Annotated in this window: 23 protein-coding genes; 17 read left to right on the top strand and 6 right to left on the bottom strand. The window is 71.7% G+C overall.

What is annotated here, in order from left to right; all coding sequences use genetic code 11:
- Positions 1 to 88: 88 nt before the first annotated feature.
- From DEJ27_RS08290 to DEJ27_RS08270, 5 genes are all read left to right on the top strand, one after another.
- Positions 89 to 1,120 (top strand): NAD(P)-dependent alcohol dehydrogenase, encoded by a 1,032-nt coding sequence (locus tag DEJ27_RS08290; protein WP_110860778.1) that lies wholly within the window; start codon positions 89 to 91, stop codon positions 1,118 to 1,120.
- A gap of 234 nt (positions 1,121 to 1,354) precedes the next feature.
- Positions 1,355 to 2,737 carry an MFS transporter gene (locus DEJ27_RS08285; protein WP_111090689.1) on the top strand — a complete coding sequence of 461 codons (1,383 nt, stop codon included), beginning with the start codon at positions 1,355 to 1,357 and terminating at the stop codon, positions 2,735 to 2,737.
- 132 nt (positions 2,738 to 2,869) lie between these two features.
- Positions 2,870 to 4,297, top strand: a complete 1,428-nt coding sequence (gene glmU, locus DEJ27_RS08280; RefSeq protein ID WP_110860774.1) for a bifunctional UDP-N-acetylglucosamine diphosphorylase/glucosamine-1-phosphate N-acetyltransferase GlmU — start codon at positions 2,870 to 2,872, stop codon at positions 4,295 to 4,297.
- A 61-nt stretch (positions 4,298 to 4,358) separates the two neighbouring features.
- Positions 4,359 to 5,336 (top strand): ribose-phosphate diphosphokinase, encoded by a 978-nt coding sequence (locus DEJ27_RS08275; protein ID WP_111090688.1) that lies wholly within the window; start codon positions 4,359 to 4,361, stop codon positions 5,334 to 5,336.
- Positions 5,333 to 6,112 (top strand): putative protein N(5)-glutamine methyltransferase, encoded by a 780-nt coding sequence (locus DEJ27_RS08270; RefSeq protein ID WP_111090687.1) that lies wholly within the window; start codon positions 5,333 to 5,335, stop codon positions 6,110 to 6,112. The genes DEJ27_RS08275 and DEJ27_RS08270 overlap by 4 nt, the downstream gene beginning before the upstream one ends.
- A gap of 724 nt (positions 6,113 to 6,836) precedes the next feature.
- On the opposite strand, the gene DEJ27_RS08265 is transcribed toward DEJ27_RS08270, so the two are convergent.
- A complete protein-coding gene (locus tag DEJ27_RS08265) occupies positions 6,837 to 8,471 on the bottom strand; it encodes a molybdopterin-dependent oxidoreductase (protein ID WP_111090686.1) in 1,635 nt (544 codons plus the stop codon).
- Between the two features lie 109 nt (positions 8,472 to 8,580).
- Here DEJ27_RS08265 and DEJ27_RS08260 point away from each other — a divergent pair, with 109 nt between their 5' ends.
- Positions 8,581 to 9,363 (top strand): hypothetical protein, encoded by a 783-nt coding sequence (locus DEJ27_RS08260; RefSeq protein ID WP_146238543.1) that lies wholly within the window; start codon positions 8,581 to 8,583, stop codon positions 9,361 to 9,363.
- Between the two features lie 82 nt (positions 9,364 to 9,445).
- Here the strand turns inward: DEJ27_RS08260 and gndA are convergent, their stop codons facing one another.
- A complete protein-coding gene (gene gndA, locus DEJ27_RS08255; protein ID WP_111090684.1) occupies positions 9,446 to 10,903 on the bottom strand; it encodes an NADP-dependent phosphogluconate dehydrogenase in 1,458 nt (485 codons plus the stop codon).
- Positions 10,904 to 11,015: 112 nt separating this feature from the next.
- Between gndA and DEJ27_RS08250 the strand changes: the two genes are divergently transcribed.
- A complete protein-coding gene (locus DEJ27_RS08250) occupies positions 11,016 to 11,555 on the top strand; it encodes a gluconokinase (RefSeq protein WP_111090683.1) in 540 nt (179 codons plus the stop codon).
- Here DEJ27_RS08250 and DEJ27_RS08245 read toward each other — a convergent pair.
- Positions 11,542 to 11,805 (bottom strand): hypothetical protein, encoded by a 264-nt coding sequence (locus DEJ27_RS08245; protein ID WP_051596490.1) that lies wholly within the window; start codon positions 11,803 to 11,805, stop codon positions 11,542 to 11,544. The genes DEJ27_RS08250 and DEJ27_RS08245 overlap by 14 nt on opposite strands.
- A gap of 214 nt (positions 11,806 to 12,019) precedes the next feature.
- Here DEJ27_RS08245 and DEJ27_RS08240 point away from each other — a divergent pair, with 214 nt between their 5' ends.
- Positions 12,020 to 13,333: a sensor histidine kinase gene (locus DEJ27_RS08240; protein ID WP_111090682.1), complete on the top strand. Its 1,314-nt coding sequence runs from the start codon at positions 12,020 to 12,022 to the stop codon at positions 13,331 to 13,333.
- Positions 13,330 to 14,001: a response regulator transcription factor gene (locus DEJ27_RS08235; protein WP_110860757.1), complete on the top strand. Its 672-nt coding sequence runs from the start codon at positions 13,330 to 13,332 to the stop codon at positions 13,999 to 14,001. Before DEJ27_RS08240 ends, DEJ27_RS08235 begins: the two co-directional genes overlap by 4 nt.
- A gap of 12 nt (positions 14,002 to 14,013) precedes the next feature.
- Here the strand turns inward: DEJ27_RS08235 and DEJ27_RS08230 are convergent, their stop codons facing one another.
- From DEJ27_RS08230 to DEJ27_RS08220, 3 genes are all read right to left on the bottom strand, one after another.
- Complete coding sequence (locus tag DEJ27_RS08230; protein ID WP_111090681.1) at positions 14,014 to 14,613, bottom strand: class I SAM-dependent methyltransferase; 600 nt, start codon at positions 14,611 to 14,613, stop codon at positions 14,014 to 14,016.
- A 156-nt stretch (positions 14,614 to 14,769) separates the two neighbouring features.
- Positions 14,770 to 16,209 (bottom strand): glucuronate isomerase, encoded by a 1,440-nt coding sequence (gene uxaC / locus DEJ27_RS08225; RefSeq protein ID WP_111090680.1) that lies wholly within the window; start codon positions 16,207 to 16,209, stop codon positions 14,770 to 14,772.
- 11 nt (positions 16,210 to 16,220) lie between these two features.
- Positions 16,221 to 17,312: a LacI family DNA-binding transcriptional regulator gene (locus tag DEJ27_RS08220; RefSeq protein WP_181430116.1), complete on the bottom strand. Its 1,092-nt coding sequence runs from the start codon at positions 17,310 to 17,312 to the stop codon at positions 16,221 to 16,223.
- Positions 17,313 to 17,432: 120 nt separating this feature from the next.
- Between DEJ27_RS08220 and DEJ27_RS08215 the strand changes: the two genes are divergently transcribed.
- From DEJ27_RS08215 to manD, 8 genes are all read left to right on the top strand, one after another.
- Positions 17,433 to 18,788 carry an ABC transporter substrate-binding protein gene (locus tag DEJ27_RS08215; RefSeq protein WP_181430115.1) on the top strand — a complete coding sequence of 452 codons (1,356 nt, stop codon included), beginning with the start codon at positions 17,433 to 17,435 and terminating at the stop codon, positions 18,786 to 18,788.
- A complete protein-coding gene (locus DEJ27_RS08210; RefSeq protein WP_110860751.1) occupies positions 18,788 to 19,810 on the top strand; it encodes a carbohydrate ABC transporter permease in 1,023 nt (340 codons plus the stop codon). The genes DEJ27_RS08215 and DEJ27_RS08210 overlap by 1 nt, the downstream gene beginning before the upstream one ends.
- Entirely contained in the window at positions 19,807 to 20,766 is a 960-nt protein-coding gene (locus DEJ27_RS08205) for a carbohydrate ABC transporter permease (protein ID WP_220032947.1), read from the top strand. Before DEJ27_RS08210 ends, DEJ27_RS08205 begins: the two co-directional genes overlap by 4 nt.
- 73 nt (positions 20,767 to 20,839) lie before the next feature.
- The gene (locus tag DEJ27_RS08200; RefSeq protein WP_111090679.1) at positions 20,840 to 21,679 is read left to right on the top strand and encodes a sugar phosphate isomerase/epimerase; all 840 of its coding nucleotides are present in this window, start codon (positions 20,840 to 20,842) and stop codon (positions 21,677 to 21,679) included.
- Positions 21,676 to 22,887: a Gfo/Idh/MocA family protein gene (locus DEJ27_RS08195; protein ID WP_110860747.1), complete on the top strand. Its 1,212-nt coding sequence runs from the start codon at positions 21,676 to 21,678 to the stop codon at positions 22,885 to 22,887. The genes DEJ27_RS08200 and DEJ27_RS08195 overlap by 4 nt, the downstream gene beginning before the upstream one ends.
- The gene (locus DEJ27_RS08190) at positions 22,884 to 23,771 is read left to right on the top strand and encodes a sugar phosphate isomerase/epimerase (protein ID WP_111090678.1); all 888 of its coding nucleotides are present in this window, start codon (positions 22,884 to 22,886) and stop codon (positions 23,769 to 23,771) included. Before DEJ27_RS08195 ends, DEJ27_RS08190 begins: the two co-directional genes overlap by 4 nt.
- Positions 23,768 to 25,051 (top strand): mannitol dehydrogenase family protein, encoded by a 1,284-nt coding sequence (locus DEJ27_RS08185; protein WP_111090677.1) that lies wholly within the window; start codon positions 23,768 to 23,770, stop codon positions 25,049 to 25,051. Before DEJ27_RS08190 ends, DEJ27_RS08185 begins: the two co-directional genes overlap by 4 nt.
- Positions 25,048 to 26,400: a D-mannonate dehydratase ManD gene (gene manD, locus DEJ27_RS08180; RefSeq protein ID WP_258370314.1), complete on the top strand. Its 1,353-nt coding sequence runs from the start codon at positions 25,048 to 25,050 to the stop codon at positions 26,398 to 26,400. The genes DEJ27_RS08185 and manD overlap by 4 nt, the downstream gene beginning before the upstream one ends.
- The last annotated feature ends 50 nt before the right edge of the window (positions 26,401 to 26,450 follow it).

Raw genomic sequence — 26,450 nt, 5'->3', positions numbered from 1 at the left:
AAGCGACCACGTCCGCGGCGCCCGCGGCCGCCCCCTCCACCACCCACACGTCCGGCCGCGACGACGCGGCCGAGGAAGCGAGACCCGCATGACCTCCACCCAGCGCACCAGCGTCCTGCTCGGCACCCAGGACCTCACCGTCGAGGACCGCCCCGTCCCCGCCGTCGACCCCGGCGACGTGCTCGTCCGGGTCGCCGCCGTGGGTGTCTGCGGCTCCGACGTGCACTACTACCGCCACGGCCGCATCGGCGACTTCGTCGTCGAGGAGCCCCTCGTCCTCGGGCACGAGCTGTCCGGCACGATCGAGGCCGTCGGCGAGGGCGTCGACCCGTCCCGCGTGGGGGAGCGCGTGGCCATCGAGCCGCAGCGCCCCTGCCACCGCTGCGCGCAGTGCCTGGCCGGCCGCTACAACCTCTGCCCGCACATGCGCTTCTACGCGACGCCGCCGGTCGACGGCGCCTTCACCGAGTTCGTCACCATCGAGGCCGAGTTCGCCCACGTCCTGCCCGACGCCGTCTCGTTCGAGGCCGGCGCGCTCCTGGAACCCCTGTCCGTCGGCATCGCCGCCGTCCGCAAGGCGGCCATCGTGCCCGGTTCGTCGGTGCTCATCGCCGGCGCCGGTCCGATCGGCATCATCTGCGCTCAGGTCGCGAAGGCCTTCGGTGCCTCGCGCATCGTCGTCAGCGACCTGGTGCCGGAGCGCCGTGCGCGGGCCCTGGAGTACGGCGCCACCGAGGTCGTCGACCCCACCGCCGTGTCCGTCGCGTCCGACATCGTCCCCGTCGACGCGTTCATCGACGCGAGCGGTGCACCCCGAGCGGTGTCGGACGGCATCAGGGCGGTCGGTCCGGCGGGTGCCGCGGTGCTGGTCGGGCTCGGCAACTCCGAGATGACGCTGCCGGTCGAGCACATCCAGAACCTCGAGGTCACGGTCACCGGGATCTTCCGGTACACGAACACGTGGCCGGTCGCCATCGAGCTGGTCGCGTCCGGGCAGGTCGACCTCGACTCGCTCGTCACCGGTCGCTTCGGGCTCGACGACGTCCGCGAGGCCCTCGAGAGCGACACCGACCCGGAGTCACTCAAGTCCGTCGTCTACCCCGGCGGCGTCCCGGCCTGAGTGGGCTGCGCGTCGTCCGGTGCGAGGTTCCGTACTCCGTGACGGCGCGCAGACCTCGCACGGAGTGCGGGACCTCGCACCAGAGCGAGCGACCCGGCGGAAGCGCACGCGGCGTGCGGACGCGCGCACAGGGCGGATGGGAGGCGCGGGGCCGGGCCGCCCCGCGCCTCCCATCCGGCACGTGACCCGGAACGGGGCCACCGCCGCGTCACCGGGACGCGCTACGGTTCGCGCATGACCGCTTCACCGGCCGCCGTCGTGCCGCAGCGCACCGACCGGCGCGCGCTCGTCTCCTGGGCGCTCTGGGACTGGGGTTCCGCCGCGTTCAACGCGGTCGTCACCACCTTCGTGTTCAGCACGTACCTGGCCAGCCGGGCGTTCGTGGACCCGGCGCTCGTCGCCGACACGTCCGCGGCCGGCAAGGCGATCGTGGAACGGGAGCTCGCGCACAACGCGGCCGTCGTGTCCACCGCACTGACCATCGCGGGGATCGTCGTGGCCCTGGTGGCACCGGCCATGGGGCGGCTCGCGGACTCGTCCGGGCACCGCCGCCGGTCGGTCCTCATCGCCACGATCGGCGTCGCGCTGTCGATCGGCGGCATGGTCTTCGTGGCGCCGAGCCAGCCGTACCTGCTGCTCGGCGCAGCCCTGCTCGGCATCGGCACCGTCGCCTACGAGATCGCGAGCGTCGGCTACAACGCCATGATCGGGCAGGTCGCCTCCGGGGAACGCACCGGCCGCGTCTCCGCCATCGGGTGGGCCGCCGGGTACTTCGGCGGGATCGTGCTGCTCGTCCTGCTGCTCGTGCTCTGCATCCAGGACTTCCGGGGCGACGGGGTCGTCGGCGGGCTCCTGCAGCTGCCGGCCACCGTCGCCGCGGGGCAGTGGGACGTCCGCGTCGCGATCGGCATCGCCGCCGTCTGGCTGGCGGTCAGCTCGATCCCGCTGTTCCTCACCGTGCCCGAGGCGGCGCCCGACCGCACCCGCGGTGGCGGCGTGTTCAGTGCCTACGCGGACCTCGGCCGGGACATCGCACGGCTGTGGCGCGAGCGCCGCAACGTCCTCGCGTTCCTGCTCGCCAGCGCGGTGTTCCGCGACGGCGTCGGGGCCGTCTTCACGTTCGGCGGGATCGTCGCCGCGCAGGTGTTCGGGTTCACGCCGTCGCAGGTCATCCTGTTCGCCATCGCCGCGAACGTCGTGGCCGGCATCGCGACGTTCGTCTCCGGACGCCTCGACGACCGGTTCGGGTCGCGTGCGCTCATCATGGTCTCGCTCGTCGGCCTCGCCGTGTGCGGGGTCGGGGTCTTCGCCGCCGGCAACGAGACGCAGTGGTTCTGGGTGCTCGGGCTGACCCTCGCCGTGTTCGTCGGTCCGGTGCAGTCGTCGTCCCGCGCGTACCTGGCGCGGCTGGCGACCCCCGGCCGCGAGGGGGAGCTCTTCGGCCTCTACGCCACCACCGGCCGGGCCGCGTCGTTCCTCGCGCCGGCGCTGTTCGGCGTGGCGGTGACCGTCGGTGGGTCGACCCGGTTCGGGATCCTCGGCGTGGTCGTCGTGCTCATCGCCGGGCTGGTGCTGATGGCGTTCGTCAAGCGGGAACCGCAGGGCGCGCGGGCCTGATCCACGGCGTGCCGTCGGCGCGGCCTGGAGGCGCGGTGCCGCTCCGTCCACAGGCTGCGGTTCTGCGCACGGTTGGGCACAGGGCCGTGGTCGCGTCGGGCGGCTCGGGCCGCGGTGCGCCAGGATGGGTGCATGACCGACCAGCGCATCGCCGTCGTCGTCCTCGCCGCCGGGCAGGGCACGCGCATGAAGTCGTCCACGCCCAAGGTGCTGCACCGGCTCGCCGGACTGCCGCTCATCGGGCACGTCCTGCGCACGGCGTCGTCGCTCAGCCCCGAGCACGTCGCCGTCGTCGTGCGGCACGAGCGTGACCTCGTCGCGGCCGAGGTCGTCGAGCGCGCCCCCGACGCGATCGTCGTCGACCAGGACGACGTCCCCGGCACCGGCCGCGCGGTCGAGGTGGCGGTCGAAGCACTACCCGCCGACTTCGACGGCGCCGTCGTGGTGCTGTCCGGCGACGTCCCGCTGCTCGACGCCGCGTCGCTCCGGCTCCTGGTCGACGCCCACGTCGGCGGCGGCAACGGGGCGACCTTCGTGAGTGCGATCGCCCCGGACCCGACCGGCCTCGGACGGATCGTGCGGGATGCTTCGGGCGCCTTCGTCAGCGTCGTCGAGCACAAGGACGCGACGGCCGAACAGCTGACCATCACCGAGGCGAACGCGGGCATCTACGCGTTCGACGTGGCGCACCTCCGCGCCGCCCTGCCGTCGCTCACCACGGCGAACGCCCAGGGCGAGAAGTACATCACCGACGCCCCCGCGCTGATCAGCGAGCGGGGCGGGCGCATCGACGTGGTCACCCTGACCGATCCGTGGCTCGTCGCCGGCATCAACGACCGTGCGCAGCTCTCCGATGCCGCGCGTGAACTCAACGCCCGCATCGTCCGCCGCCACCAGCTCGCCGGCGTCACCGTGCAGGACCCGGCGACCACCTGGATCGACCTCGACGTCACCATCGAGCCCGACGCCGAGGTCCTGCCGGGCACCCAGCTCGTCGGCGCCACCGCGATCGCCGCCGGCGCCGTCGTCGGGCCGGACACCACACTCCGCGACACCGAGGTCGGGGCCCGCGCCACCGTGAACCGCGTCGACGCCACCCTCGCCGTGATCGGGGACGGCGCCTCGGTCGGCCCGTTCGCCTACCTGCGGCCGGGCACGATCCTCGGTGACGACGGCAAGATCGGCACCTTCGTCGAGACGAAGAACGCCCGGATCGGCCGCGGCAGCAAGGTCCCGCACCTGTCCTACATCGGCGACGCCGAGGTGGGCGAGGACTCGAACATCGGCGCGAACACCATCACCGCGAACTACGACGGCGTGCACAAGCACCGCACCGAGGTCGGCTCGAACGTCCGCACAGGCTCGCACAACGTGTTCGTCGCCCCCGTTAGGATTGGTGACGGTGCGTACACCGGCGCCGGGACCACCGTCCGCAAGGACGTTCCGGCAGGATCGCTCGCGATCAGCTACGCCCCACAGCGCAACACCGACGGATGGGTCGAGGAACACCGACCCGGCACACCGGCGGCCGAGGCTGCTCGGCTCGCGAACGGCGAATAGATCCCGGCGACCACCCGTCGCCGACATCGACCCCGCGTGGGTCAGGGAGTGAGCACCGCACTTGTCCGGAATCAAGACAACCGGCCAGAAACGACTCGTCCTCGTCTCGGGGCGAGCACACCCGGCGCTCTCTGCCGAGATCGCGGAGGAGCTCGGGGTCGACCTCGTGCCGACCGATGCCCGGACCTTCGCGAACGGTGAGCTCTACGCCCGCTTCGACGAGTCGGTCCGTGGCTGCGACGCCTTCGTCATCCAGTCGCACACCGCGCCGATCAACGAGTGGCTGATGGAGCAGCTCATCATGGTCGACGCGCTGAAGCGTGCCTCGGCGAAGCGCATCACGGTCGTGGCGCCGTTCTACCCGTACGCCCGCCAGGACAAGAAGGGCCGCGGCCGCGAGCCGATCTCGGCCCGCCTCGTCGCCGACCTGTTCAAGGCCGCCGGCGCGCACCGCATCATGAGCGTCGACCTGCACGCCGCGCAGATCCAGGGCTTCTTCGACGGCCCGGTCGACCACCTGTTCGCCATGCCGGTGCTGCTCGAGCGTTTCCGCCAGATCCTCGACCCGAAGACGCTCACCGTCGTGTCGCCCGACATGGGCCGCGTCCGTGTCGCCGACATCTGGTCCGAGAAGCTCGGCGCCCCGCTCGCCATCATCCACAAGCGCCGCGACCCGCTCGTGCCGAACCAGGTCTCGGTGCACGAGATCGTCGGTGACGTCAGCGGCCGCGTGTGCCTGCTCGTCGACGACCTCATCGACACCGGCCGCACGATCGCCAAGGCTGCCGAGGCGCTCAAGAACGCCGGCGCCACGGGTGTCGTCGTCGCCGCGACCCACGCCGTGTTCTCGGACCCCGCCACCGAGCTGCTGCAGAGCGAGTTCATCGACCGCGTGGTCGTGACGGACACCCTGCCCCTGCCGATGGAGAAGCGCTGGGACCGCCTCGAGGTCCTGCCGATCGCCCCGCTCATCGCCCGTGCCATCCACGAGGTCTTCGACGACGGCTCGGTGACCTCGATGTTCGACGGCGCCGCTTGACCCACCCTGCGCGTGACGCCCTCGCGGCCCGGCTCCGGGCCGCGGGGAGCGTCTTCGCCGAGGACGAAGCCGACCTGTTGCTCGAGGGCGGTGACGGTGAGCCGGTGCGACTCCGCACCCTCGTGCAGCGTCGGCTGGCCGGTGAGCCGCTCGAGTACGTGCTCGGCTGGGCCGCCTTCGACGGGCACCGCATCCGTGTGACCCCAGGCGTCTTCGTGCCGCGAGCCCGCACCACCGTCGTCGTCGAGCAGGCTGCGCGTCGGCTGCAGCGCTACGACCGCGTGGTCGACCTGTGCTGCGGCGCCGGCGCGATCTCGGTCGCCCTGTTCGGTCGCGTCGGGGCGCTCGACCTCGTCGCCACCGACATCGACCCGGACGCCGTCGACGTCGCGGCCGAGAACATCGGGGACCGCGGCATCGTCGTCGCCGGTGACCTGTTCACGCCGCTGCCCGATCGGTTCCGCGGCGCCGTGGCGGTCATCGCGGTGAACGCCCCCTACGTGCCGACGGCCTCGATCGAACTCATGCCGACCGAGGCCCGCGAGCACGAACACCGCGTCGCCCTCGACGGTGGTGCGGACGGCCTCGACCTGCACCGGCGGATCGCCGCGGGTGCGGGGGAGTGGCTCCGCCCCGGTGGAGCTGTCGTCATCGAGGTGTCCGAGGCCCAGGCCGAGGCGTCCGCCGCTGCGTTCACTGCCGCCGGGTTCTCCGCCGTGGTCGAGCGGGAGGCCGAGGTCGACGGCACCTGCGTCGTCGCGACCCTGCCCGCCTGACCCTGACCCTGCCCCTGCCCGCTGGCCCGCCGAACCCGGGGTCGAGCGGTCACGACATGCCGCTCAGGTTCGCCGAGGCGGCACGAAGTGTCGCCCGCGCGTCTGCGAACCGACGCTTTCTGCACCCCCGGCGCGACGCACGTTGCGTGTCGCGCGAGCACGGCGAGGGGCGTGGCGGGCCGGCACCGGGCCTCCAGGCCGTCGGGTGCCCGGAGCGCGCCGGCGGCGAGCGGTCACGACATGCCGCTCGGGTTCGCCGAGGCGGCACGAAGTGTCGCCCGCGCGTGTGCGAACCGACGCTTTCTGCACCCCCGGCGCGACGCACGTGGCGTGTCGCGCGAGCACGGCGAGGGGCGTGGCGGGTCGGCACCGGGCCTCCAGGCCGTCGGGTGACCAGAGCGCGCCGGCGGCGAGCGGTCACGACACACCGCTCAGGTTCGCCGAGGCGGCACGAAGTGTCGCCTGCGCGCCCACGAACCGACGCTTTCTGCACCCCCGGCGCGACGCACGTGGCGTGTCGCGCGAGCACGGCGAGGGGCGTGGCGGGCCGGCACCGGGCCTCCAGGCCGTCGGGTGACCGGAGCGCGCCTGCGACGAGCGGTCACGACACGCCGCTCGGGTTCGCCGAGGCGGCACGAAGTGTCGCCCGCGCGCCCACGAACCGACGCATCCTGCCCACTCGACGGCCGTCAGGGGGGCGTGTCGCAGGCCCGTTGCGGGACCGTCAGCGCGCGTCGACCGTCACCGTGTGCCAGCCCGTCGCGCCGTTGGGTGCCGGCGGCCGGTCCACGCTCGTCTGCACCTCGCCGTCCGCACTGGTCGCCCGCACCTCGATGCGGTGGGAGCCGGCGGTCGGCGTCCACCGCACCACCCACTGTCGCCAGGTGTCCGCGGAGATCGAGTCGGCGAGTTCGGCGCGCTGCCAGTCGCCGCCTCCGACGCGGACCTCGACGGCCTTCACGCCCCTGTGCGGCTGCCACGCGACCCCGGCGATCGCCACCGGCTTGCCCGCGGTCACCGTCGACCCGTTCCGCGGGGTGTCGATGCGGGACTCGAGCTTGACCGGGCCACGCTCCGACCAGCCACGCGGTGTCCAGTAGCCCTGCGCGTCGGCGAACCGGGTGACCTCGAGCTCGGTGACCCACTTCGTCGCCGAGACGTACCCGAACAGGCCCGGCACGACCATCCGCACCGGGAACCCGTGCTCGGTCGGCAGGGGCTCGCCGTTCATCCCGACCGCGAGCAGCGCCGCGGTGCCGTCGTCCTGCAGCACGTCGAGCGGGGTGCCCGCGGAGAACCCGTCGATGCTCCGTGAGAGCACCATGTCGGCGTCGCCCGTCGGACGTGCCCGGGCGAGGAGCTTCCGGATGGGGTAGCCCAGCCAGCGGGCCGTGCCGATGAGGTCACCGCCGACCTCGTTCGACACACAGCTCAGGGTGGCCACGTGCTCCTCGAGCGGCAGTGCGAGCAGCTCGTCCCACGTCAGCGTGACCTCCTGCTCGACCGCACCGTGGATGCGGAGCGACCAGTCGGCGGGATCGACCTGCGGCACCCGCAGGGCCGTGTCGATCCGGTAGAAGTCGGCGTTCGGCGTGATGTAGGGGGTGATGCCGTCGACGTCGAGCGATGCACCCGCGGGGACCGCCGGTGCAGCGGTCGCCGCCACGGGCAGCCGGATGGCCCGCCGGGCAGCAGCGGCCGCCTGCATCGCGGACGACCCCAGCCGGGAGGCGGTGCCCACCACGACCGCGAGGGTCGCCGTCGTGACGCCCCAGACCAGGAACGTCCGACGCTCCGCCGAGGCGGGTCGCGGTGCCGCCGTCGGCACGCTCGCCGCGGCCTCCCACCGGCGCAGCCGCTGGAGCAGCAGGCGCAGGACGACCACTGCCGCCGCGATGCCGAGGACCGTCGGGGCGCCGTCGAGCGTCCCGCTGCCCGAGCGGGTGCTGACGGCCAGCAGCGCCAGCACACCACCGGCGGCGAACACGAGGGCGCCGAAGGGTGGGCGCACACGTTCGAGGACACCGGCGCCGGCACTGATCGCGATGACGATCACCGTCATGAGCACGAACAGGGCGACCTTGTCCCCGGTGCCGAACACGGCGACCATGGAGTCCTTCGCACCCGGGGGAGCGAGGTCGATGACGGCGGACCCGACGGCGACCAGGGGGCTGCCCGCTCCGCCGAGCAGCAGCGCGCCGAACTCGGCGACACCGAGGAACGCGGCGGCGGCCACGACGCCGACGATCGCGGCGATCAGCGTCCAACGTCGGGTCACAGGGCCGTCGGGCCCGCTCGGGCCGTCCGACGGACCCGCCGTCGGTCGACCGATCGGTTCGTCCGTCGTCTCGGTGGTCACCGCCCGAGCGTAGGTCGCCCGGCCGCTCGTGGGCTGTGTGCGCGCGCTTCCCCGCGCGTTCATCGGGTTCGGCCAGCAGGTGGCGCGCGGCTCGTGGGAGGATCGGACCGTGCTGCAGCGTCCGGATGGTGTCCCGCGGTCCGGTCGTGCCCGCGGTGCACGGCGGACACCGATGTCGCCGGCACGTCGACTCGCCACCCTGCGCTGGGTCATCGTCGCCGTCTGGCTGGCCCTCCTGATCACCCGGATCGTCGTCGTCTCCACGGCGCCGGGCGTCGACCTCTCCTGGTACGGCATCGTCGAGTTCGGCGCGATCGGCCTCGGCGTCGTGGTCATCGTGGTCGCCGTCGTACGGACCGCCACGGCACGGCGGCGGCAGGCGGACGAGGCCCTCGCGCTCGCCATCCGGCGGATCGACCCGACGGTGTGGCTCGTGCCGGCGGCGCCGACACCGGAACTCCGTGGCGTCGTCGACGAGATCCGTCCGGACACCCACCTCGGTTCGCGCGTGACGTGGGCCTTCGGCGCCACCGAGGCCTCCCTGTGGGAACTCGACGAACGGCGGGCGACCCGGCTGCTCGTGATCCGGTGGAGTCGCGTCGTGCACGTGGGGCTCGAAGACGTGGCGGAAGGCTTCGACGGCTCGGAACGACTCGACGGTCCAGCAGAGGCCGGCGGCGCGGGGCAACCCGGCGGCTCGCCGCGACCCGGCGGGTCCGGTGGCGCTCGCCGCGCCTGTGCGGTGGCGATCCACCACGTACGACCTGACGACACCCCCGCCGTGGCGACCTTCTTCGTCCGGACCGCCCCGGGTTCGCGTCGGCTGCTCGGGCGCGGTCCGCGGCTGGACCGGCTCGTCGCCGACCTGGCGCGGGAACGCATCGTCGCCTGACGCGACGGAGGGCCCCGGGGTCGGCGAGGCCCTCCTTGCGATGACCCGCACCGACCTCGGTCGTCGGCAGCGGGCGCGGTCGTCAGTGCGTGGACGGCTCCTGCTCGACCTCGCGGCGGTCGTCGTCGGACCACAGCGTGTGGAAGGTGCCGTCCTTGTCGATGCGCTGGTAGGTGTGTGCGCCGAAGAAGTCGCGCTGGCCCTGAATCAGCGACGCCGGCAGCCGGTCGGACGCGAGCGAGTCGAAGTACGACAGCGCGGACGAGAAGCCCGGCGCAGGGACGCCCGACGCGGCCGCGATGCCGACGATGCGGCGCCAGGCGGCTTCGCCCTCGGCGACGGCGTTCGCGAAGTACGGGTCGACGAGCAGTGACTCGAGCTTCGGGTTCTCGGCGTACGCCTCGACGATGCGGTTCAGGAACTGGGCCCGGATGATGCAGCCGCCCCGCCAGATCTTCGCGACGTTGCCGAGGTCGATGTCCCAGCCGTACTCCTTCGCCCCGGCGATGATGAGGTCGAAGCCCTGCGCGTACGCGACGACCTTCGAGGCGTAGAGCGCCGCACGGACGTCGTCGGCGAAGGTGTCCGGCACCTCGGCGATCTGCGGACGGTTCTTGATCGACTGCTGCACGGCGGCACGCTGCGTCGGCTTCGACGAGACGGCGCGGGCGAACACGGCTTCGCCGATGCCCGAGACGGGGATGCCCAGGCCCACGGCGTTCTGCACGGTCCAGACGCCGGTGCCCTTCGAGCCGGCCGCGTCACGGATGACGTCGACGAGCGGCTTGCCGGTGTCGGCGTCGCGCTGCTTGAGGACCTCGCCGGTGATCTCGATCAGGTAGGACTCGAGGTCGCCCTTGTTCCACTCGTCGAACACCTGCACCAGGTCCTCCACCGAGAGCCCGCCGACGCGACGGAGCAGGTCGTACGACTCGGCGATGAGCTGCATGTCGGCGTACTCGATGCCGTTGTGCACCATCTTGACGAAGTGACCGGCGCCGTCGGTGCCGATGTGGGTCACGCACGGTTCACCTTCGGCCACCGCGGCGATCGACTTCAGGATCGGCCCGAGCGTCTCCCAGGCCTCCTTCGAGCCACCGGGCATGATCGACGGGCCCTTGAGTGCACCCTCTTCACCACCGGAGATGCCGGTACCGACGAAGTTCAGGCCCTTCTCGCGCAGGTCGTGCTCACGTCGGATGGTGTCGTGGAAGTTCGCGTTGCCGCCGTCGACGATGATGTCGCCCGGTTCGAACCGTTCGGCGAGCTGCCCGATCACGGCGTCCGTGCCCTTGCCGGCCTGCACCATGATGATGGCTGTCCGGGGCTTCGACAGCGAGGCGACGAACCCGTCGATGTCCTCGGACGCGATGAACCCGGCGTCGCCGTGCTCCTGGAGCAGTTCCTCGGTGCGGGCGTACGTGCGGTTGTAGACCGCCACCGTGTTGCCTTCGCGCGATGCGAGGTTGCGGGCGAGGTTCGAGCCCATCACTGCGAGTCCGACGACTCCGATGTTCGCCCGACCGTTGTTGTCTGCCACGAGGGTCTCCTTTGTCCTGACGTTGGCGCCCAACCTACGACCGGTGGTCTGGGATCGCACAGGTGTTCCGGGAACTGGGGACCAGAGTTCACCGGATCAATACTGTGGAGGGATGAGCGAGCTCGCTGTCCACCCGCCCGTCCTCGTGATGGGGGTCTCCGGCTCCGGCAAGTCCACCATCGGCCAGGCGCTCACCGACGCCCTGGTCGCGGAGGGCGAACCGTGCGTCTTCGTCGACGCCGACGACCTGCACCCGGTCGCCAACAAGGAGAAGATGCGGCAGGGCACCCCGCTCACCGACGAGGACCGCTGGCCGTGGCTCGACGCCTGCGCCGAGCGGATCGCCGCGGTCGAATCGGACGGCTCCCGCTGCGTGATGGCGAACTCGGCGCTCAAGCGCGCCTACCGGGACCGTCTGCGCGAGTCCGCGCCGGGTCTCGTCATCGCCTTCCTCGACGGGCCGCGCGACCTGATCGCCGAACGGCAGTCCCACCGCCAGCACGAGTACATGCCGACGACGCTGCTCGACTCGCAGTTCGCGACCCTCGAGCGGCCGCAGCCCGACGAGGCCGCCGTCGCGGTGTCGATCGACGGATCGGTCGACGACACCGTGCGGGAGATCCTCGCCGCGCTCGCGGTCACTTCCGGCTGAGCTCGGACAGCCGGGCGCGGTACTCCTCGGCGTCGATGTCGCCGCGAGCGAACCGGTCGGCCAGCACACCGCGGGCGTCCGAGCGGGCGCGCCAGCTCCCTCGTCGGAGCACCCCGAACACCAGGAACACGACGAGGAACGCGAAGAAGAAGAACGCGGGGAACAGGAAGAACGGGAACCCGCCGCCCTGCCAGTACGGGCCGTGGGCTGCTGCCGTCGTGAGTGCGGATGCGGTGATGGACGTGAACACGGTGATCTCCTGTGGTCGGTTTCGGGGCCGCTGTCGCGACACGTCGACTCTCCGGCCTGGAGGCCCGCCACGCGTCCGCCGCGCAGCCCCACTTCCGTCTGCTCCCGCGGTCGTACTGCGGTCGTTCCTCACCAGGGACCTACTCCCCGGGGAGTAGTCCACAGGCACCCCTGCGGTCGATGCCGGGGCGGACCGACGTCCCTAGGCTCGACCCATGACGACAGGGCCACGCGACGACGACCGCGACCTGGCTGGCGACCGCTGGCCGGGGCGTCAGCGGTTCGCCCGGTCCGGTCGGGTCCTGCCGGTGGCCGTCGTGCAGATCGTCGGCACGATCCTCGCGTCCCGCATCACGGTCGCAGGGCCGGGCGGTCCGCCGTGGGCACGACACGGTGCGATCGGCGGCGTCGATCCCGTCGTGCTCGGCCCACTCGCCGGCGCGCTCCTCGTGGCCGGCGTCGTCGTCCTGCCGTGGCGGTGGAGGTGGCCACGATCGGTGCTGCTCGTCACGTTGGCGACAACCGTCGGGTACGCCCTGGTCGTCAGCCCCCGCGGGCCCTTCGTGGCGGCGCTCACGATGGCCATCGCGAACGCGTGGCTGCGGGGCCACCGACGGACCGTGGCGGTGGCCGCTGCCGCCGCCGTCCTGGTGCTCCCGTCGGCCGACGTGCTGCTCGGCCGGGCTCCGGGGCTCGACCTCGGTGCTGTGCTGCTGTGCGCGGCGTGGCTGACGGTGACGATCGCCGTGTCCGAACTCGTCCGGGTGCAGGTCGAGCGGGTCGCCGAACGCCGTCGACAGCGTGCGGAAGCCGAACGGGTGCGGGCGGGCGAGGAGCGTGTGCGCATCGCCCGCGAACTGCACGACTCGGTGGCGCACAGCATGTCCCTCATCAACCTGCAGGCGGGCGTGGCTCTGCACCTCGGTGACGGACTCCCCGCGCAGACCCACGACGCCCTGCTGAACATCCGTGACTCGAGCCGCGATGCGCTCGTCGAGCTCCGGACGATCCTCGGCGTGCTGCGCTCGGTGGACGGCGGCCCCGCGAGCACCGGTGGACCCGATCGGAGTCCCGTTCCCGGCCTCGATCGGGTCGCGGAGCTCGTCGATCGTGCGCGTGCCGCCGGCGTCGCGGTCGATCTCCGGATCCACGGCGACCCGTCGAGCGTCACCGGGACCAGCAGCCGGAGCGCTTTCCGCATCGTGCAGGAATCCGTCACCAACGTCATGAAGCACGCCCCCGGTCACGACACGTCGGTCGTGGTCACCGTCGGGGCCGACGTCGTCGACCTGATCGTCGAGGACCACCCGTCGGCCGTCCCGGACCGCTTCGCGCGACGAGACGGCCTCGGCGCGACCGGCAACGGCATCATCGGCATGCGGGAGCGCGCCGCCGCGGTCGGCGGAGAGCTGTCCGTGGGTCCGACGACGCACGGCGGTTGGCGCGTCGTGGCACGCCTGCCGATGAGTACCGGCGGTTCGACCGACGACGCCGGTTCGATCGACGTCGCGGACGGAGCCGGATCATGACCCCGATCACCGTCCTGCTCGTCGACGACCAGGTCCTCATCCGTGCCGGCCTCCGCGCGCTCCTCGACGCGGAACCCGGCATGGCGGTCGTCGGCGAGGCCGGCGACGGGGACGCTGCGGTCGACGCTGCCCGGGCGCTGCGACCCGACGTGGTGCTCATGGACATCCGCATGCCCGGCACCGACGGGCTCGCCGCCACCCGCAGCATCAGCGATGACCCGGACCTCGACGGCGTGCACGTCGTCATCCTCACGACCTTCGAGCAGGACGATTACGTCTTCGAGGCGATCCGATCCGGGGCGGCCGGGTTCCTGGTGAAGGACACGGAACCCGCCGAGCTCCTCCGCGCCGTCCGCACCGTGGTGGCCGGCGACTCGTTGCTCTCACCCGGTGCGACCCGTTCCCTGGTCGAGGCGTACGCCACCCACGCGAAGCCGTCGTCCCTCGCGCCGGGCCTCTCGGTGCTCACCGATCGCGAGCGCGAGGTCATGCAGCTCGTGGCGGTCGGACTCACCAACGCCGAGATCGCCGCGCGGCTGTTCGTCAGTCCGCTCACCACGAAGACCCACGTCTCCCGAGCGATGATCAAGCTCGGTGCCCGCGACCGCGCGCAGCTCGTCGTGTTCGCCTACGAGACCGGACTCGTCACTCCGGGCTGGCAGCCCTGACACCGCGGCCGATCAGCGGCGCACCGCACTGATCGCCCCGTGCGGCCGGTGCCCCGGGTCCGTGCGGGTGTGGGCGTCCACGACGTCGAAGCCCGCTTCGTCCAGCAGCGCCGCCAGGGACGCGACCGGCCAGCGGTACGCGGTGACGACCGCGTGGTCGAAGGCTTCGACCGCGGCGCCCTCGAAGAACCCGAGCAGCAGCCCACCGCCGGGGGTGAGCACCCGACGGAACTCGGCGAGTGCCCCACCGATCCGCGACGGCTCGTGGTGGATCACCGAGTACCAGGCCAGGATCCCGTCGACGCTGCCGTCCGCGAGCGGGAGCGCGTCGAGCGACCCGACCCGGAAGTCGACCGAGGCGCCGTGCGTCCGTCGTGCGTGCTCGACGAACTCCGGAACCGCGTCGATGCCGCTGACACGGTGCCCCTGCCGTGCGAGGTGCGCCGTCCAGTGACCGGGCCCGCACCCGGCGTCGACCAGGGGACCGCTGCGACTGGTTGCCCAGGCGTCGACGAGGGCTCGGTCGTCGGGGTGGACGGCGTCCATCGACCCGAGCAGCGCCGCGTACTCGTCAGCTCGAGCGCCGTACGCCGCCGTCACCCGCTCCGTCATGCGCCGACCGTACCGCCGCAGCGCGGAACCGTGCGAGGTTCCGTGTCCCGTGCGACCCGGCAACCCTCGCACCAAGCACGGAACCTCGCACCACCCAGCAGCACCAAGCACGGAACCTCGCACCACGCGGCAGCACCCCCGCCGCGCCCGCCCGCGTCAGAGCTTGAACGTCGCCCGCGGGATGTCGGACACGATGCGCCGGGCGGTTCGGACGGCGTCCTCCTCGGAGACCTGGTGCGTGACCACGAGCGACGCCAGGTACGCGGCGTCCGCCCGCCGCGCCATGTCGTGCCGCGCGGGGATGGAGCAGTACGCGCGGGTGTCGTCGATGAACCCGGAGGTCTTGGTGAACGACGCGGAGTCGGTGACAGCCGACCGGTAGCGCCCGATGGCCGCCGGGGTGTCGATGAACCACCACGGCGCGCCCGCGTACACGGCGGGGTAGAAGCCCGCGAGCGGCCCGATCTCGCGCGAGAAGACGGTCTCGTCGACGGTGAAGAGCACCAGGTGGAACCCGGGAGCGGTGCCGAAGGACTCGAGCAGCGGCCGGAGGGGCTCGGTGAAGGACCCGACGGCCGGCAGGTCGTGCCCGGTGTCCGGCCCGAAGCGCTCGAGCGTCGGGGTGTGGTGGTTTCGGATCACCCCGGGGTGCAGCTGCATGACGAGGCCGTCCTCGACGCTCATCTCCGCCCAGCGGTAGAGCATGTCGTGCCGGTACGCCGTCGCCTCGGCCTCGGTGATCGACGACGCATCGTGCAGCGCCGCCGCGTGGATGCGTTCCCGCTCGCTGGACGGCAGGGGAGCGGAGCCCGCGTCGAGCACCCCGGTGTCCGTGGCGGTCGCGCCGTGCTCGATGAAGTACCGGCGACGTGCGCGGAGAGCCGCCAACAGCCCTGCGTGGGTGCCCGTGTCGATGCCGGCGGCCTCGCCGATCGACGCGACCACGGGCCTCCAGTCCGACCGCGCCGGGTCGAACACGGCGTCCGCGCGGAACGTGGGGAGCACCCGGCCGGTGAAGCCGGGGTCCGCCGCGAGCTGCGCATGCGCAGCGAGGTCGTCCGCCGGGCCGTCCGTGGTGGCGAGGACCTCGATGCCGAAGGCGTCGAAGAGCGCGCGTGGCCGGAAGGCGGGGGACGCCAGCAGGCCGGCGATGTGGTCGTACTGGTCATCCGCGTTCGCGGCGGACGGTGCCTGGTCGAGCCCGAACACGTCGTGCAGCTCCGTCTCGAACCAGTAGCGCACGGGGGTCCCGAGGAAGTCGTCCCAGTGCTCCGCCAGCTGCCGCCAGATGGTTCGGCCTGGAGGCACGCCATGCGTTCCCGACAGGTCCGCGCGTCCCAGCGCGGCCAGGTCCACCCCGTTCGCGTGCAGCAGGCGGAGCACGTAGTGGTCGGGGGTGATGAGCAGCGATGCGGGGTCGCTGAACGGCTGGTCCGAGGCGATCAGCGCCGCGTCGACGTGCCCGTGCGGCGAGATGATCGGGGCGTCCTTGACCGCCTCGTACACGGTGCGTGCCACGGCTCGCGCCCCGGGGTCGGCGGGGAACAGCCGGTCGGGGTGCGGTGCGAGCCGGGTGGTGCTGCTGGTCTGGGTCATCATCGACTCCTTCAGGACGGACGGTGTGCCGAGGCGGGCGCGGGCCCGGTCGACTCGCGCACGGTCAGGTGGGTGGGCAGGGCGACGGCGCCGGACATGTGCTCCCCGGGCAGTTCGTCGGCGGGCAGCGCGCCGAGCCGTCCGAGCAGCATCCGGATCGCGACCCGGCCGGCGCGTTCGATCGGCGAGGTCATCGTGGTGAGCGGCGGGTTGCAGAAGTCGGCGCCGAAGATGTCGTCGCAGCCCACGATGCTCATGTCCTCGGGGACGCGGACCCCGCGCTCGCGCAGCCGGGCGAGCATCCCGATGGCGATCAGGTCGTTGAAGGCGATGCACGCGGTCGCACCGGCGTGCACGGCGGCGTCGGCGGCCGCGGCGCCGGAGTCGACGAAGGGTGCGTGCGGCCCGACCCTGGCGACGCGGATCCCCAGGCGCTTGGCGACCTGCACGAGGGCGCGCCACCGACGCTCGTTGGACCACGAGCTGTCCGGCCCGGCGACGTACAGGATCTCCCGGTGTCCCAGCGACACCAGGTGCTGCACCGCCTGCTCCACCCCGCCGGGGGTGTCGATGAGCACCGAGGGCACGCCGGTGGGCCGGCGGTTCACGACGACCAGGGGGATCCGTTCGGCGAACCGTGCGATCTGCGCATCGGACAGGCGTGACGCCGTGAGCACGACCCCGTCGGCCTTCGCCCCCACGGCGGTGAGTGCGGCCATCTCGGCGTCGGCGGACTCCTCGGTGTCGACGAGCAGCTGCGTCCAGCCGGCCCCGGCGAGCTGGTGCTGGGTGCCGCGGATGACGTCGAAGTAGAACGGGTTCGTGATGTCGGACACGAGCACGGCGACGGCGCGGGTACGGCCCGAGGTCAGCGCCCGCGCCGTCGAGTTGGCGACGTAGCCGAGCTCGCGGGCTGCCCGCTGGATGCGCTCCTGGGTGACGGGGTTGACCCGGTCGGGCAGGGACAGGGCGCGGGAGACGGTGGACGCGGCGACCCCGGTGGCGTCGGCGATGTCGCGGATGGTGACGCGATGCGCGGCACCAGCGGCGGTGCCGGCAGCACCGCCCGTGCGCCCGCTGCCGTCCGTCGAGAGGTCCTTCACGAGGCCGAACGTATTCGCGTCTGGCAACAAGTGGCAACCGGTTGCCGCATGTTGCCAACGGCGGAACAGTGGTGCCACCGAGCAGCGCCGCTCGGAGGAGGTCTCGAGGAGGAAACCCCCGTGAAGACGCGAAGACTGCAAGTCCGCACCCTCGTCGGTGCCGTCGCCGTGGTCGCCCTCGCCGCACTGTCCCTGCAGGGATGTGCCGTGGTGAACGGCAGCGGCGACGACCCGAACACCCTCCGCGTGATGATGGGCGCGGACACCACCTACCCCAAGGAACGCAAGCAGTGGCAGCGGGACACCGCCGCCGAGTTCAAGCGCACGACCGGTGCCGACATCCAGTGGGAGACCTACTCGTCCGCGCAGGAGGAGTTGACCGCGATCCAGACGAGCGTCATCTCCGGGCAGGGCCCCGACGTCTACGCGATCGGCACCACCTTCACCCCGACCGCGTACGCCACCGGTGCGTTCGTCGAGATGGGCACCAAGGAGTGGGACGCGATCGGCGGCAAGGACCAGTTCGACCCCGCGTCGTTCGGCATCTCCGGTCCGAGTGCGTCGAAGCAGATCGGGATCCCGTTCGCCAGCCGTCCGTTCGTGATGGCGGTGAACAAGGACCTGCTCGCGAAGGCCGGCATCACCGACATGCCCACGACGTGGGACGAGCTGACCGCCGACGCGAAGGCCACCACGGGTGACGGACGCCACGGCTTGGCGATCGCCTACGCCGACGGCTTCGACCCCTGGAAGTTCGTGTGGGGGATGGCCCAGAACGCCGGCAACACGATCGTCGACGGCTCGAAGGCCGAGATCGACAGCGAAGCCGTCGAGAACGCCTACCGCACCTACTTCGACTGGGTGACGAAGGACGGTGTCGTCGACCCGGCCGCGATCGGCTGGAACAACGCCCAGGCCCTCGCGCAGTTCACCGAGGGCAAGGCAGCGTTCTTCCCGATGACGACCACCACCGCCATCAACTCGTTCCAGGACACCAAGGTCGACGGGAAGTACGAGTTCGCCCTGCTGCCGACCGTCCCGCCGGGTGCGACGGAACGGCCGTCCGACGGCATCGAGGCCGCCAGCATCCTGTCCGGCGACAACTGGGTCGTCGCCGACTACGGCACCAAACAGGAGCTGTCGTTCGCGTTCGTCAAGCAGCTCAGCGCGCCGAAGGCCCAGCTCGAGTACTACGACCTGTTCGGCAACCTGCCGACCAACGCGTCCGCCGCCGCCGACCTGGCGGCCGACAACCCGCAGCTCAAGCCGATCATCGACGCCGGCCGCCTGTCCAAGCCCACCGCGTTCACCGGCGCCTGGTCGGACATCCAGCTCGCCCTGGTCGACGTGGTCGTGCAGTCGATCCCGTCGCTGAAGTCCGGCGAGGTCACCGACGACCAGCTCCGCAAACGACTGCAGGACGCCCAGAAGGACGCCCAGGCCACCCTCGACCGTCAGAAGAACGGAGGTCTGTGATGACCAGCACGCAGACCAGGCCCCGCACCGACGCGGCGCCCCCTCGACCGGTCCGTCCCGCCGGCAAGACGCCCCTCTACAAACGGGAGCGTCCACTGTGGATGCTCCTGCCCGGCGGGGTCCTCATGCTCGCCGTCATCGTGGTGCCGCTCCTGGTGGGCTTCTGGATCGCGATGCTCGACCTCGACCAGTACACGCTCCGCCAGTGGTTCAGCGCCCCGTTCGTCGGGCTGGCCAACTTCACCGAGGCGTTCACGAACTCGCCGCTGCTGCACTCCATCTGGATCTCGGTGTCGCTGTCGGTGCTCGTCACGGCCGTGACCGTACCGATCGGGGTCGCCGCCGCGATCTCGACGCAGAACCGGTTCCCCGGTCGCGGGCTCGTCCGTTCGATCTACCTGATCCCGTACGTGCTCCCCGCGTTCGTCGTCGGCACGTTCTTCCGCACGATGCTCCAGCCGCAGGGGGTCGTGAACTCGATCCTGCACACCGACGTGCTGTGGCTGAACGGCTCCGCGTCGTACTGGGCGCTCGCCGGCGTGATGATCTGGACGAGCTGGCCCTTCGTCTACCTGCTATCCCTGGCGGGGCTGCAGGCCGTGGACAACGAGGTGCACGAGGCCGCCGCGCTCGACGGGGTGACCTGGTGGGCGAAGCTGCGGTACATCATCTTCCCGTACCTGCGCGGACCCCTCAGCCTCGCGGTGATCATCTCGATCCTGCACAACATCAACAACTTCACGCTGCCGTTCGTGCTGTTCGGCATCCCGCTGCCGTCCAGCGTCGAGGTGATGCCCGTCCTGACGTACATCGCGAGCTTCCAGTCGTTCCGCTTCGGCCTGTCCGCGGCGATGGCGATCTGCTCGCTCGTGATCGTCGCGATCCCGCTGTTCGTCTACCTGCGGGCGGTCAAGCTCGACACCGGCGACGACGCCGGCCCCAACCGGAAGCAGCGTCGCGCCGACCGCGCCACGCTCGCAGCCGCCCCGACCGCCGCCGACATCGACGGAGCACGCGCATGACCACCCCGAGCACGTCCTTCAGCACCCGCACCCGCCCCACCGCGACGCTCACCGAGAGCATCACGACCGGCAACGGCGGGCGACGGAGCAAGCGCCCCTACGACACCGACGTCACCCGGTTGCTGCCGCGCTGGCTGCTCGTCACCGTCATCGCGGTGATCATCGCGTTCATCGCCGTCCCGGTGCTCTACATCCTGTTCGGCTCCGTCAACTCCGACGTCGCCGTCGCCCGCGGCGAGTACTTCCCGTCCGAGTTCACCCTGTCGAACTACGTCGAGATCTGGTCCACCGTCGCCCTCGGCGAGGGACTGGTGAACTCGATGCTCACCGCCGGTGCCGTCGCCGTCGCGAGTGCCGCACTCGCCGTGTCGACGGCCTACGTGCTCGTCCGGTTCCGGTTCCTCGGGCGGCTGACCATCCTGCGTGGGCTCCTCGCCCTGCAGTCGATCCCCGGCACGCTCCTGCTCCTGCCGGTCTTCGTGGTGTTCTCGAACATCGCCAGCGCCACCGGCGTGCAGATCATCGGCACCCGCTGGGGCCTGTTCGTCACCTACCTGACCTTCGCCCTGCCGTTCTCGACGTGGGTGATGGTCACCTACCTGCGCGGTCTGCCGAAGGAACTCGAGGAAGCGGCACGCATCGACGGCGCCAGCTCGACGAAGATCCTGACGAAGATCGTGCTCCCGCTGTCGTGGCCCGGCATCGTCGTGTCCGCGATCTTCGCCTTCCTGCTCGGCTGGAACGACGTCCTGTTCTCAACGATCATGACGACCCCGAACACCCGGACGGTCGCCGTGGTCCTGCAGGTGCTCGGCACCACCCAAGAGGGCGGCGCGGTCCCGATCTACGGCCAGATGATGGCCGCCTCGATCGTCTGCGCCGTCCCCGTCGTCGCCCTTTACCTGATCTTCCAGCGCTACCTGGTCGGCGGGCTCACCGCCGGCTCCGTCAAGTAGGCCGCAACCCAGAACCGGACTGGAGGCCCGTGGCGGCCCCGCCACGCGCCTCCCGTCCGAACGAAAGGACACCATGACCGACCAGCTCAGTTGGGAACTCTCCGGTTTCGGCGACGAGATCGACGCCGACCCGGTCGTCCAGGTCGCGGTCCTCCAGGCGCTCGGTGCGAGCGCCATCGAGGTCCGCAGCGCCTGGGGCGTCAACGTCGTCGACCTCGACGAGGACCAGCTCGCCGGACTCCACCGGCTGCTCGACGAGCGCGGGCAGACCGTGTCCGCGATCGCCTCGCCGATCGGCAAGGTGCCCGTCGACGAACCCGTCGAGCACGAGGTGTCACGACTCGCCCGTGCGATCCGCGCCGCGCACGCCCTCGGCACGACGAACATCCGGATCTTCTCGTTCTACTTCGAGGGCCGCACACCCGACGACGTCCGCGACGACGTCCTCGTCCGGATGCGGGCACTGGCCGACCTCGCCGAGCGCGAAGGCGTGACCCTGCTGCACGAGAACGAGAAGGACATCTACGGCGACGTCCCCGCGCGCGTGCTCGACATCGTCGAGAGCGTCGGTTCGTCCGCGCTCCGCCTGGCCTGGGACAACGCGAACTACGTGCAGTGCGGCGTCCGGCCCTTCACCGACGGCTGGGAGCAACTCGCCCCCTACGTCGACTACCTGCAGGTCAAGGACGCCCTCGCCGCCGACTCGTCGGTGGTGCCGGCGGGCGAGGGCGACGGCGAACTGCTCCAGACCCTCACCGCGCTCCGCGACGCCGGCTACTCCGGGTACGCCTCGCTCGAGCCGCACCTCAGCGACTTCACCTCCCTCGGCGGGTTCTCCGGCCCCGCGGCCTTCGGTCGTGCCGGACGGGCCTTCCGCACCCTCACCGACCAGATCGGAGTCACCCTGCGATGACCGAACCCACCAACCCGCTCCGCCTGGCCGTCGTCGGCGCCGGTGTCATCGGACGCCACCACGCCACCGTCGCCGTGCACCACCCAGACCTGCAGGTCGTCGCCCTCGTCGACGCCGTGCCCGAAGCCGCCACGAGTGCGGCGGACGCGGTCCAGGAGCTGGGTGCCGCCCGCCCGATCACGACGTCCACCATCGAGGAGGCGATCGAACAGACCGACATCGACGTCGTCGCGATCTGCTCGCCCTCGGGCATGCACGTGCAGCTGGCCGAGGCCGCCCTGGCCGCCGGCAAGCACGTCGTCATCGAGAAACCGCTCGACACCACGATGCCCCGGGCCCGGCAGATCGCGGCGCTCGCCGCAGCCGCTCGCGACCGTGGGCTCGTCACGAGCGTCATCAGCCAGCACCGCTTCGACCCGGCGTCGGCAGCCGTCGCCCGGGCCGCGCACGACGGCGGGTTCGGCACCGTGACCTCGGGGCTCGCGAGTGTCGCCTGGTACCGGTCGCAGGGGTACTACGACTCCGGTGACTGGCGCGGCACCTGGGCGCTCGACGGCGGCGGCGCGGTGATGAACCAGGGCGTGCACACCGTCGACCTGCTCGTCTGGGCGCTCGGCCGTCCGGTCGAGATCTCGGCCCAGACCGGCCTGCTCGCGCACGACCGCATCGAGGTCGAGGACACCGCCGTCGCCACCGTCCGGTTCGCCGGCGGAGCGCTCGGGGTCGTCCACTGCACGACCGCGGCGTACCCGGGGCTCTCCGCCCGGTACGCCGTGTACGGCACGCACGGCTCCGCCATCGTCGACGACGACCGGCTCGCGTACTTCCACATCGCCCCCGACACCGCCACGCTCGAGTCCGCCGCGACGACGTCGAACGCCACCGCGGTCGCCGGTGCGGTCGATCAGAAGGACCAGGTCGTCCCACCCGAGCACGTCGTCGGCGGCCCGGCTGAACCCGACCACTTCGCCGCGGGGCACGCTCGGCAGTACACGGACATCGTCGACGCGATCCGGCAGGGACGCGAACCGGGTGTCACCGTCGACGCGGCCCTGGTCTCGCTCGCCACCGTCCGCGGGCTCTACGTCAGCGCGACGCTCGGGCAGCCCGTGCGCATCGACGACGTGATCGAGGGGAAGTACGACGACGTGGTGCCGGTCGTCGGCACACCCGCAACCGCCACCGCGACCGAAGGAGCAGTCCGATGAAGTTCTCCGTGTTCACCGCCTCCACCCCCGACTGGACCCCGTCCGTGGCCGCCGAGACCCTGGCAGCGCAGGGCTGGGACGGCATCGAGTGGCGCATCGTCGACGACCGCCCGGCCGACGGCGCCGAGGTCCCCGCCGAGCGGTCGTTCTGGGCGGGCAACGACTCGACGTGGCAGTACACCGGCATCCGCGACCGGGTCGGCGAGATCGCCCGGGTCACCGACGCCGCAGGGCTCGAGTACTCGGGCATCGGTGGCTACCAACCGGCCGCCGACCACGACGGCGTCGAGACGATGCTGCGTGTGACCAGCGAACTGGGTGCCCGGCAGGTCCGCGTCACGATGCCGAACTACCGAGCCGAGAAGGAACGCACCGGCGAGACCTACCCGCAGCTCTTCGACCGCACCCGCACCGACCTCGAGTGGGCGGCGGACCGCGCGGCCGAACTCGGCGTCAAGGTGTTGGTCGAGCTGCACCACATGACCATCACACCGTCGGCCTCCGCAGCACTGCGGCTGATCGACGGTCTCGACCCCGCACACGTCGGCGTCATCCACGACCTCGGCAACCTCGTGATCGAGGGTGACGAGGACCACCTCGCCGCGTTCGAACTGCTCGGGCCGTACCTGGCACACGCCCACGTGAAGAACGCCCGCTGGGTCGACACCGGCGACACCCGTGCCGACGGCAGTTCGATCTGGCAGCACGAGTGGGCGCCCCTGCGCACCGGCCGGGCATCGGTCTCCGAGTACCTCGACGCGCTCCGCCAGGTGGGCTACGACGGGTGGGTCACGATCGAGGACTTCTCCACCGACCTGCCGCTCGAGGCCCGCACCGCCGACAACCTGGCGTACCTCCGCTCCCTCGTGCCGGTGACCGCATGACGGAGCGCCGACCGGGCATCGTGCACGTCGGGGTCGGGGCCTTCGCGCGCGCCCACCTCGCCTGGTACACCGCCCACACCACGGGGGAGCCGTGGGGCATCACCGCCTTCACCGGCCGCTCGCCCGCGGCGGCGGACGCGTTGGCCGCGCAGGACTGCCGGTACACGCTGGTCACCCGAGCCGCGTCCGGCGACGGAGCCGAGGTGGTCGACACGATCGTCGCCGCCCACCCGGGCAGCGACGACACGGCCTGGAGGCACCTGGTCGCGTCCCCCGAGACGACCATCGTCACGCTGACGGTCACCGAGCAGGGCTACCGGCCCGCTTCCGACGTGCCGGCGCGGTTGGTGGCGGGGCTCGACGCCCGCCGTGCCGCCGGCTCCGGGCGCATCGCGCTGGTCAGTCTCGACAACCTGACGCACAACGGGGAGGTCCTGCGCGGTGCCGTGCTCGACGCCGTCGCCGACGACGACCTGCGCGACTGGATCGAGGCGAACGTCGCGTTCCCGAGCTCGATGGTCGACCGGATCACCCCCGCGACCACCGACACCGACGTCGCGCACCTGTCGGAACTGCCGGGTGCGCTCGCCGGAGACCGGGTCCCCGTCGTCACCGAGCCGTTCGCCGAGTGGGTACTCGAGGACGCCTTCGCGGGGATCGACCGACCCGCGTGGCAGACGGCCGGCGTCCGGATCGTCGACGACGTCACCCCGTACGAGCAGCGGAAGCTCTGGCTGCTGAACGGCTCGCACTCGCTCCTCGCCTACCTGGGGTTGCAGCTCGGCCACGACACCGTGGCCGAGGCCATGGACGACCCGGTCTGCCGCACCGCCGTCGAGCAGCTCTGGGACGAAGCCGCGCTCGAGCTCCCGCTGCCCGAGGCCGAGGTCACCGACGCCCGCGCGGCCCTGGTCGAGCGGTTCGCCAACCCGCGCATCCGGCACACGCTGCGGCAGATCGCGTCCGGCGGCTCGCAGAAGCTGCCCGTCCGTGTCGTCGACGTCGTGCGGCACCGGCTCGCCCGCGACCCCTCGGCCGGCATCGGCACCGGAGCGGCGACCGCCCTCGCCGCGTGGTGGTTGCACGTCACCGAGCAGTCCGACCTGGTGGACGATCCCGGTGCCCCCGGGCCAGACTCGGATGTGCACGACGTCCTGGCCGTCGTCGCGCCCGAACTCGACACCACCCCCGTGGTCGCCGCTGTGACGGCGGCGGCCGACGCCATCCGCACCGCCGCGGCACGCGCCCGCGAACACTCCAACGGAGGAGTCCACGCATGACCGACACGAACACCACGAACCCCGCGGCTCCGGTCCCCGGCGCCGCCGACAGCGGGCCGGCCGAGACCACCGCCGGCCGTCCGGACACCTGGGCCTCGGCGGACCGCGGGCAGCTGATCGAGCGGGCCGAGGTCATCGTGACCAGTCCGAACCGGAACTTCGTGACGCTCAAGCTCACCACGGCCGACGGCGTCACCGGGCTCGGTGACGCCACCCTGAACGGCCGTGAGCTCGCGGTCTCCGCCTACCTGTCCGAGCACGTCGTCCCGCTGCTCGTCGGCCGTGACGCCAGCCGCATCGAGGACGCCTGGCAGTTCCTGTACCGGTCGTCGTACTGGCGCCGTGGTCCGGTCACCATGGCCGCGATCGCCGCCGTCGACATGGCCCTCTGGGACATCAAGGCGAAGGTCGCCGGCATGCCGCTGTACCAGCTGCTCGGCGGGGCATCGCGCACCGGGCTCATGGCGTACGGCCACGCCTCGGGCAAGGAGCTGCCCGAGCTGTTCGACTCCATCCGCGAACACCAGGAAGAGGGCTACCGCTCGATCCGGGTGCAGACCGGTGTCCCCGGCCTCGAGTCCATCTACGGCATCGCGTCGAACAGGACCACCGAGGGCAACGCCGGCGTCCGCTACGACTTCGAGCCCGCCCAGCGCGGTGCGTACCCGGCGATGGAGGACTGGGACACCCGCGCCTACCTGCGCCACGTGCCCACCGTGTTCGAGGCCGTCCGCAACGAGTTCGGCCCCGAACTGCCGCTGCTGCACGACGGCCACCACCGGATGACCCCGCTGCAGGCCGCCAAGCTCGGCAAGTCCCTCGAGCCCTACGACCTGTTCTGGCTCGAGGACTGCACCCCCGCCGAGAACCAGGAGGCCCTGAAGCTCGTGCGGCAGCACACCACGACGCCGCTGGCGATCGGCGAGGTCTTCAACACCATCTGGGACTTCAAGGACATCATCCGCGACCAGCTCATCGACTACGTCCGCGGGGCCGTGACGCACATGGGCGGCGTCACCCCGCTCAAGAAGACGATGGAGTACGCGGCGCTCTACCAGGTCAAGTCCGGGTTCCACGGACCGACCGACATCTCCCCGGTGGGCCTCGCCGCGCAGATGCACCTCGGGCTCGCGATCCACAACTTCGGCATCCAGGAGTACATGCAGCACGGCCCGCAGACCAACCAGGTGTTCCACCAGACGTTCACGTTCACCGACGGCTACCTGCACCCGGGTGACGAGCCGGGCCTCGGGGTCAGCCTCGACGTCGACGAAGCCGGCAAGTACCCCTACGAGCAGGCGTACCTGCCGTTCAACCGCCTGGCCGACGGCACCGTCCACGACTGGTAGCGGCGGGCAGGCCATCCGGCGGGCAGGGTGCAGAGCGGGCACAGTGGTGA

Origin of the sequence: Curtobacterium sp. MCPF17_018, assembly GCF_003234135.1 — a bacterium.
GTDB lineage: Bacteria > Actinomycetota > Actinomycetes > Actinomycetales > Microbacteriaceae > Curtobacterium > Curtobacterium flaccumfaciens.
This window is presented reverse-complemented; position numbering and strand designations above follow the sequence as displayed.